Origin of the sequence: Desulfotomaculum sp., from assembly GCA_003513005.1 — a bacterium.
Lineage (GTDB): Bacteria > Bacillota > Desulfotomaculia > Desulfotomaculales > Nap2-2B > 46-80.
Window position 1 is genome coordinate 1 of the sequence record DOTD01000053.1, and the last position, 7,871, is coordinate 7,871.

Below are 7,871 nucleotides of genomic sequence, written 5' to 3' on the forward strand. Positions count from 1 at the left end.
GTCTAACAATTGAGGCTTAAAAAGTTCATACCAGGTATAATTCGCACAGAAATGTTTCCCCGATCCGTCAACCATGCGGGCCTTATTATAAAGCTGCTTTAGTCTCGGTTCTGTCTTGGTCATCTCGTTAAAGGTCATTGACTGCCTCCTGATTTTTTTATGAGTTTCTATATTTCCACAGTGATTTTTGATTACTTTATTTTCCATTTTGAATACATTTTTTGCCAAACACCCGCTACATGATAACCACAACCTCCCTGGCCTCTGAAGCCTTGGTGATAAAGGCTTTTTTCATTATGTAGCGGGTTGTAGCGACTTTTATGTGTAGCTTCTATACGAGAGGCATTTTTAAAACGACCCGTAAAACCCGCTACAACCCGCTACAAAGGGGTTGTGGATACCCCTAAAACCCAGTAAAATCATGCCTTAGACGGTATCCAAGAACTAAAGGTGTCGCTCCGCCGCCCTCCTGTGGACGCTTTCTTATAATTGTGGCGACGCCGCTTAACAAGGCCTTAAAATTCATGGCATTTTCTGGATAATAACCATTTATCGAACACCATGTTTTATACCTGGTATAAGCATCACTTGTCTTGGTTTCAGCTAACGGGACAGCCTCCATTTCGTCATCAATGAAGCGCCCGATCTTATCGCTGTGCCTTCGATATTCAGCCGTTGCCGATATGACGGATTCGGGCATATCAAATCCGGTTTCCTTTATTAGGTGCAGTCCTGAAATACACCAATTCAAAATTCCACTCAAGTTTTCAGAACTTGTGAGTTCATTCTTCAGTCCCTTGTCTTGTTCATTCTCATCAAAGTGATGCTCAAAAGTAATAATTTTTACCCGGCCAGACTTGAATATGGTATCGTCAGCTATTACCGGAAGGTGATTCGAATTAATAAACAACTTGAACTGAGGATAGAATTCAAACGAATTTTCATGAAGGAACCTGCTGCGAATCTTGTCCCTCCCGGTCATAGTCTTTACCTGCGCCGCGCTTAGGACTAACTTCTTATCGGGTTCGCTTAAGTTTACGAACCTAGCCCCTGCCAAGCTTGCGATATCCTCGCTTGGTCCCCGGCTATCTGCGTGCTGCTTCTGAGCTATCGTTTCCGGACTTGCCGTCTTCCCGTAGTCACCCACAAGCCGCAGATACGTTTCCATTGCTGTACTTTTCCCGTTGCGGCTTAGAGGACCGTATAGTATAAAGAAACATTCGTGCCGGGTGTCGCCGGTCAATGTATAACCCAGGCTCTTTTGGAAGAAAACTGCCTTATCCCGATCGCCTTCCATCACCTCACCAATAAACTGCTCCCAGCGTAAACACCGTACCCCTGGTTTGTAATTTACACCAGATAGCTTCGTCAGCATATCGCCCGGACGGTGAGTATAAAATTCGCCGGTTTCCAGGTTTAAAGTCCCGTTCATACAATTGAAAATCCAAGGATTGACGTCAAATTCTTCTATAGATACGGGATAAACGCTCGTTGCATCCTTAAGAATGGTTTCCCGGTAATGCCGGGATTGCCATTTTCCTGCGAACTCCATATACAGTTGTCTTTCCCCATCGTCCGGAATCGACAAAGCATATATCATCAATTCGTTAGCAAGCGTCTTGCATAACTGCATGGCCTGCAGGTTGCCGCTGTCTGGTTTCCATACTTTGCCGTTGAATGCAAACCATTTCTTCCGGGTGGGTTCATACCGTGCGATGCCCTTGAAGCAATCTGCAAATAGGTTTCCGTTACCAATATCAGTTGCTGGATAACGCTCGTTCTTGTGAGGACGAAAGGTTTGGAGGCGTTTTTGTAGCTCACTTTTGTTATAAACCTTGTGGGTTCTGTGGCAGTGTTTAATAGCTGTTTGGATCAGTCCTGGTAAATCTTCTATGTTCTCCCGCCATAGTCCGGACTGCCTGAAAATTCTTTCCATCTGTCCAGCGTTCTTGTCTGACCAAAAAGCCAGCAGGTCAAGAAATTTCCTGTCTGCTTCTTCCTGCTCTTCATAATCTGAGTAATCCCCGGAATAAAGTTTTTCAAACTGTTCACCAGTTGCTTTGGCCCGGCAAGCTCGATTGATCAGATCCTGGTCATCCAGTTCGATACCGGCGTCAGCCTGCAATTCCTGTTCTGATTCCTGAGCGCTGCCAATAATAGCGTTCCAATCAAGCGGGCCGCCAAAATCCTTTTCAGGGCTTGTCCGGCCCGCCGTGTAAACTTCCGTGCAGCCGTTGATCGCTCTCTGGATAGTATTTTTTAGGTATGAAGGATGCTTATCAACCTTTTCGCGCATTAAACTGGATTGTCTAAAGAGACTTTCCATTTGATCAGCCTGGCAGCCGGTCCAAAATGCCAGGAGATTACAAAGGGCTAAATCCGCTTCGGACTGTGAAGGATAGCCTGTCCAATCTCCCGAGAATAGCTTCAGAAACAATTCCCCGTTTTTAGACAGGCAAGCTTTGTTTATTAAATCAGCGTCATCAAGATCCACACTGCCCCTTGAAGGATCCGGGTGGCTTGTTTCCTGCTCCGGCTGGGCTATAAATTCCCGGTGAAAGGCGTCAACCTCGGCGTATCTATCCATGACGCCGATCGGCGTACCTTCTACATGATTCCCTGTAACAGTTAAGAATCTTCCCGAGTTGTAACACTCAATCTTTCCTTTGCGCCGGCCGGGTAGGTTAATTGTGCCACGCGTGAAAATCCTGATGCCCGTCCCGCTGGGACTTACTTCAGTGTAACTACTCAGTTGATTTATGATGTCCTGCGCCCAGAGTTCAATAACACCAGTCTCTTTATTGCGGCATCCATCCAGATCAATACCGATAATTCTTATATCAGGAGTAACCACAAACCCAATGCCGGCATAACCGCCGCCATTCTTGGAGGTTGTTAAAGCCTGGTCAAATGTTCCCCAAGTTTTGGAGTTAATGGTTGACGCCATCCTGCCGGTTTTCGGATTATAGGGAATTTTATCAGTCTTGCCGTTGTCTTTAGGTTTAGTTTTATAACAAACCCATTGTGCAATTTGCCTTAATTCAATTGGGCTGTTTTCTACAACGTTTGGCATCTTTAAGCTCCTCGAAGTGCTATTGTACCCGCCTCAGGATACCGGTTTGCAGTTCGGGTTTGTCTGTAGTTGGCGGGTTTTTAAGGTATTCATCAAGATAGTCCATGTCAAGCAAGAATTTATTCCCAGCCCTATGGGATTTTAAATTTCCAGACTTAACTAATTTACGGAGCCACCACTCAGAAACGCAGCTTCCGGGATCTACTTGTTTGATTTCCCTAATAGCTTGGTTGATCGTTCTCATCCTTACCATGCTTACGCCTCACTCTCAGGAAAGATCTCTCCTTCGGGAACACCCAGAACCGCAGCTACACGCCGCCGCCAGGCAGGAAAAGCCGGACGTTTTCCCGCAAGTACCGCATAAATATCCGACTGGTTAATATCGGCCCTCCGGGCTAGTTGTGCTTTAGAAATCTTACGCTCAGTCAGTATTTTATTCAGCGTATTGTACACACTTTTACCCCCCTTTTTTTAACTAAATGTGCCGGACGCTTGACAAGCGTCTGCAACCTTGGTAAAGTATACCTCAAGGACAATAATGGTTTCAAATCACAATACCATTAATGACCGTTAAATTTTAAAATAAATTTTTAAAAAGGAAGGGGGATATATCTGTTGCCAGGGTTGCCTATGTTGCCTACTTTTTATGGGGAAAATGCATTTTGGTTTAAATTCTCAAGGTATGAGACGTTTAAAAGCGGAAATGAGATATATATTATTCCTGCACAGGGAGCAGAAAGAACAATATATAACCCATGTAATGTAGGTGATAGATTAATTACAGATTATCTTGAGTATGGTAAGTTAATTTTTGAAGGGTTAGAAAACAATCTAAAAATGAATGGAGCATTAAGCCTTGTTAGGAAATACGGCTTACTTGGGTTTCTTACATTTGTTCAGTATTCCAGGTTTAGAGTACATTCAAAAGAGAAAAGGAGAATATTTCTCCGGGATGATAATGGAGAATATACTAAGGAAAAAATACTCCCGGAGTATATTAGTGAATATTTCCCCTTATTAAATAGACAGTCTCCTTCTTTAGATCGCCATAACGAAGATGAACATTTACAATATGATAATAATTATTCTGAATGCGTCAGCTGGATAGCTAAAAAAGCATGTGATTTATATACTAACTTTAAAAACATAGAAGATTTTAAGCGTATAAAAGAAATCGAAAACCTGCCTGATAATGAATATATACGCAAGATATTTGATTGTCGCTTTAAAATCAGAAATATTGATTTGTATGTTCATTTTGATGAAATAAGAAAAGCTTATTTGAATTGGAAAGCCGATAGTTTATTAGAGATGATAGATATTCTGTATGCCTTAAAACTTATTGATGAAAAAAACGGGCTAGCGGAATGCAAAAACCAAAATTGTAAAAAACCTTTTTTAAAACACAGAAAAAATATGAAATATTGTTCTGATAATTGCGGAAATAGCTACCGTGTAGTTAAATGTATAAACGGCAAGAAGATAAAACTGAATACAGAAGGAGGTAAATAATCTTATGGCATCCATTGTAAAACGGGGAGAAAATTCATATCGGGTAACGGTATCGTGTGGGTATAACGGCACTGGGGAAAAATTGACCAAGAGGAAGACGATTTCATTAGATCCCAGCCTCATATTCAAAAGCCCCACACCGAAACAGCTTGAAAAAATCGAAAAAGAGCTCCAAAAGCAGGCTGCCCTCTTTGAGCAGGAAGTAGAAACCGGATTGTACCTGGACGGCGGCAAAATAACTTTTTCTGATTTCGTCGAACGCTGGTTAAAGGATTATGCAGAGGTTAATTTAGCGCCAAAGACGTTAAGCCATTACAAAGACTTACTTACAAGGATCCTGCCGGCAATGGGCCATATCAAACTAGAAAAACTGCAGCCTGCCCATTTACTGCAATTTTATGAAAACCTCCGGGAAAAGGGAATCAGGCGTGATGTGAAGCATACCGCAAAACCCGAGTTTATAAATTTACTTAAACAGAAAAAATTGAAATTGGTTGATTTAAGCAGACTATCCAGGGTATGCACAAATACTATAAGCAGTGTACGCGCCGGCCATTCAATAACCTCCAAAGTGGCTGAAGCTTTAAGTTCCGCTTTAAAAATGAAACGTGAGGATCTTTTCACAGCCCAGGAAGCCGGGACACTTTCGGGCCAGACCATAAGACATCATCACAGGTTAATTAGCGCAATCCTGAATACTGCCGTACAATGGCAATGTATTTTGAGTAATCCGGCAGCGCGGGTAAAACCTCCAAAAGCGGAGAAAAAAGAGGCAGCTCATTTTGAAGAAGATACGACCGAGTATATGCTTTCTCTACTTGATAATGAACCGCTTAAATATAAAACGATGGTCTATTTAGCAGTTTATTCCGGAAGCCGCTTAGGGGAAATCGCAGGCCTGGAATGGGCTGACGTTGACTTCAAAAACAATCTCTTGCAGGTCTGCCGGGCATCTCAATACCTAACAGGACAGGGAATCTTTACGAAAGAGCCCAAAAATGAAAGCAGTAAAAGAATTATGGCCATGCCTCCCCTGGTCATGGACCTATTGAAAAAATATAAGGCCTGGCAAAACGAGGAACGGCTTAAATGCGGGGATGCCTGGGACAAGAACAGCGACCGATTATTCACTAAATGGAATGGGCAGCCGATTTTCCCCACTACACCAACAAGCTGGTTCAGAAAGTTCAGAAGGCGTCACAACCTCCCCGAGGTCAAGTTCCACGGGCTGCGCCACACAAACGCCTCCCTGCTTATCGGGCAGGGTGTGGACATCCAGACAGTGGCCAAAAGACTTGGCCATACGAAAGCCACAACCACAACGAATATTTACAGTCACTTCTTAAGAAGGCCTGATCGGGAAGCCGCCGACAAGCTTCAGAACCTTTTCTCTAAAGATAAAATTAAACCTATAATAAGCGGTACCCAGAATGATTAATTTCAAGCATTTTTACTGAAAAATATTGGGTACTGATTGGGTACTAATTGGGTACTACGACCCCAAAAAGTAGCCAAAATTTACTTTAAGTTACCAAAAGTTCAAAATAACAAATCCAGCAATACCAAGGGTTACAGCAATTCACAACAAGTTAGAATAAGTTAAATACCACTCTACGGATCAGAAGGTTGGGGGTTCAAGTCCCTCCAGGCACGCCAGATTTACCAAGCCCTCCGGGGCTTTTTGTTTTATGCCAAAGTGGACTTTATGCCAAATATTATGCCAGTAGAGTTTTTTAAAGCCTAAAAATAGAAAACCAGGTGTATTACTCCCTGGTAATTTATCTGTGAAGCCCTGCTGTTTTTAGTGGGTTTTTTACATTAATTCTTCAAGCAGGGTGTCTATCTTCTCAGCGGTTTTGTCTTTTTCTTCTTCCGGCATAAACTCGGCGTAAATGTCCATCGTTGTACTAAACCGTTCATGTCCTAATAAATCCTGGACGTTCTTTACTGTTTCACCGGCCTGAAGAAGCAGGACCGCTACAGTGTGCCGCAGGGAGTGAAAGCTCGTCTTTGGTATCCCGGCTTTCTCAAGAAGGGTTTCATATCTCTGTGTAAAAGCTCTCGGATCAAGCGGGCCGCCTTTTTCGTTACAGAAAACCAACTTCTCCGGTTTATCTCTGCTACCCGTTGCAAGCTGGTATTCCTTTAAGGTTTTCAGGACATTGCTTTTTAGCTTGATAACCCGCTGGCCTCTCTCGGTTTTTGGTGGTTGGAATATCAACTGCGTCTTTTTCTCTCCATCGGGTAACTGGATTCTGTTTATGGACTGTCTTATTGTCAGCGCGCCGTTTACAAGATCAATATCCTTCCAGCATAAGCCTAATATCTCACCGCGCCGCATACCCGTACCTATTTCCAGGATAAAAGCGGGATAATACTTGCTTTGTTTGGCTATTTCGAGAAACTTTTTTACATCGTCTTTAGGCATCGGCATAACCTTCTTTTTCTCACCTTTGGGCAACTCAACGGCGTCAGCCACGTTCCGGAAAACTTTCTGTTCTTTTACCGCCTGCCGCAGGGCTCCGCTCGTGATAAGGTAAACATGCTTAATTAAAGTAAGAGACTTGCCGTTTTCGTATAGCGTGTTTATTATCCGTTGAATGTTTTTTGTTTCAAGCTTTTGAAGCGGGATGTCTCCAATGTTCGGGGTAATGTGTTTTCTGGACACGTATTCATATAAAGCAAAGGTTAAAGCTCTCAGCCTGGTCTTTTTGTACTGTGTCAGCCATATGTTCAGCCAGGTCCCGAAGTGATCCTTTTGCGGAACGATAAATTTCCCGGACTTAACATCGTTCTGAGCTTTGACCAGCTTGTCATGTGCTTCAATCTTTGACTTGCCATAGTAAGCATATCTTTTGGTTTCGCCGGTCACAGGATCCTTAACACTCATCCTTGCTTGCCACCGGCCATCTTTCATTTGAGTTATGCCGCCTTCACCGTTTGCAGTCCGTGTTTTTTTCGCTTTCTTAGCCACCCTTGCCGCCTCCAAATTATTATTATTTTACTCATGGTTCGAATTTAATACTTTAACCGGGGTTATACCGTCTTCATATTTGCGATTTAAGCGGGTTTAGTTAACTGATAAGTATTCTTTTACCTGTCGCTTTTATTCAGCGTCAAATATGGCATTTACTGAAGCCTGGTGATCATTCCTGGCAGGGGACTTATCGTTATTCAGCCCCTTTTAATCCGCTTTAGGGATGTCTCAGCTGATTCTTTCGTCGGGTACGTCCGGTACTTGCTCCCTTAACGAATTCACCCCTTCGTTAATCGCTAGACAAGCGCC

At 43.1% G+C, this 7,871-nt stretch carries 6 protein-coding genes and 1 pseudogene; 2 read left to right on the forward strand and 5 right to left on the reverse strand.

Going from position 1 to position 7,871, the window contains the following annotated elements; translation table 11 throughout:
- The 4 genes from DEH07_06595 to DEH07_06610 form a co-directional block, all read right to left on the reverse strand.
- On the reverse strand, nucleotides 1-228 hold a 228-nt coding region (locus DEH07_06595), incomplete at its 3' end, for a hypothetical protein (GenBank protein HBY04202.1).
- A gap of 175 nt (nucleotides 229-403) precedes the next feature.
- Complete coding sequence (locus tag DEH07_06600; GenBank protein HBY04203.1) at nucleotides 404-3,073, reverse strand: hypothetical protein; 2,670 nt, start codon at nucleotides 3,071-3,073, stop codon at nucleotides 404-406.
- Between the two features lie 19 nt (nucleotides 3,074-3,092).
- Nucleotides 3,093-3,326 carry a DNA-binding protein gene (locus tag DEH07_06605; protein ID HBY04204.1) on the reverse strand — a complete coding sequence of 78 codons (234 nt, stop codon included), beginning with the start codon at nucleotides 3,324-3,326 and terminating at the stop codon, nucleotides 3,093-3,095.
- Between the two features lie 2 nt (nucleotides 3,327-3,328).
- Entirely contained in the window at nucleotides 3,329-3,526 is a 198-nt protein-coding gene (locus DEH07_06610; protein HBY04205.1) for a hypothetical protein, read from the reverse strand.
- A 177-nt stretch (nucleotides 3,527-3,703) separates the two neighbouring features.
- Here DEH07_06610 and DEH07_06615 point away from each other — a divergent pair, with 177 nt between their 5' ends.
- The gene (locus DEH07_06615) at nucleotides 3,704-4,585 is read left to right on the forward strand and encodes a hypothetical protein (protein ID HBY04206.1); all 882 of its coding nucleotides are present in this window, start codon (nucleotides 3,704-3,706) and stop codon (nucleotides 4,583-4,585) included.
- Nucleotides 4,586-4,589: 4 nt separating this feature from the next.
- Nucleotides 4,590-5,024, forward strand: a pseudogene (locus tag DEH07_06620) (site-specific integrase).
- A gap of 1,374 nt (nucleotides 5,025-6,398) precedes the next feature.
- On the opposite strand, the gene DEH07_06625 reads toward DEH07_06620, so the two are convergent.
- Entirely contained in the window at nucleotides 6,399-7,559 is a 1,161-nt protein-coding gene (locus DEH07_06625; GenBank protein HBY04207.1) for a hypothetical protein, read from the reverse strand.
- Nucleotides 7,560-7,871 lie beyond the last annotated feature (312 nt).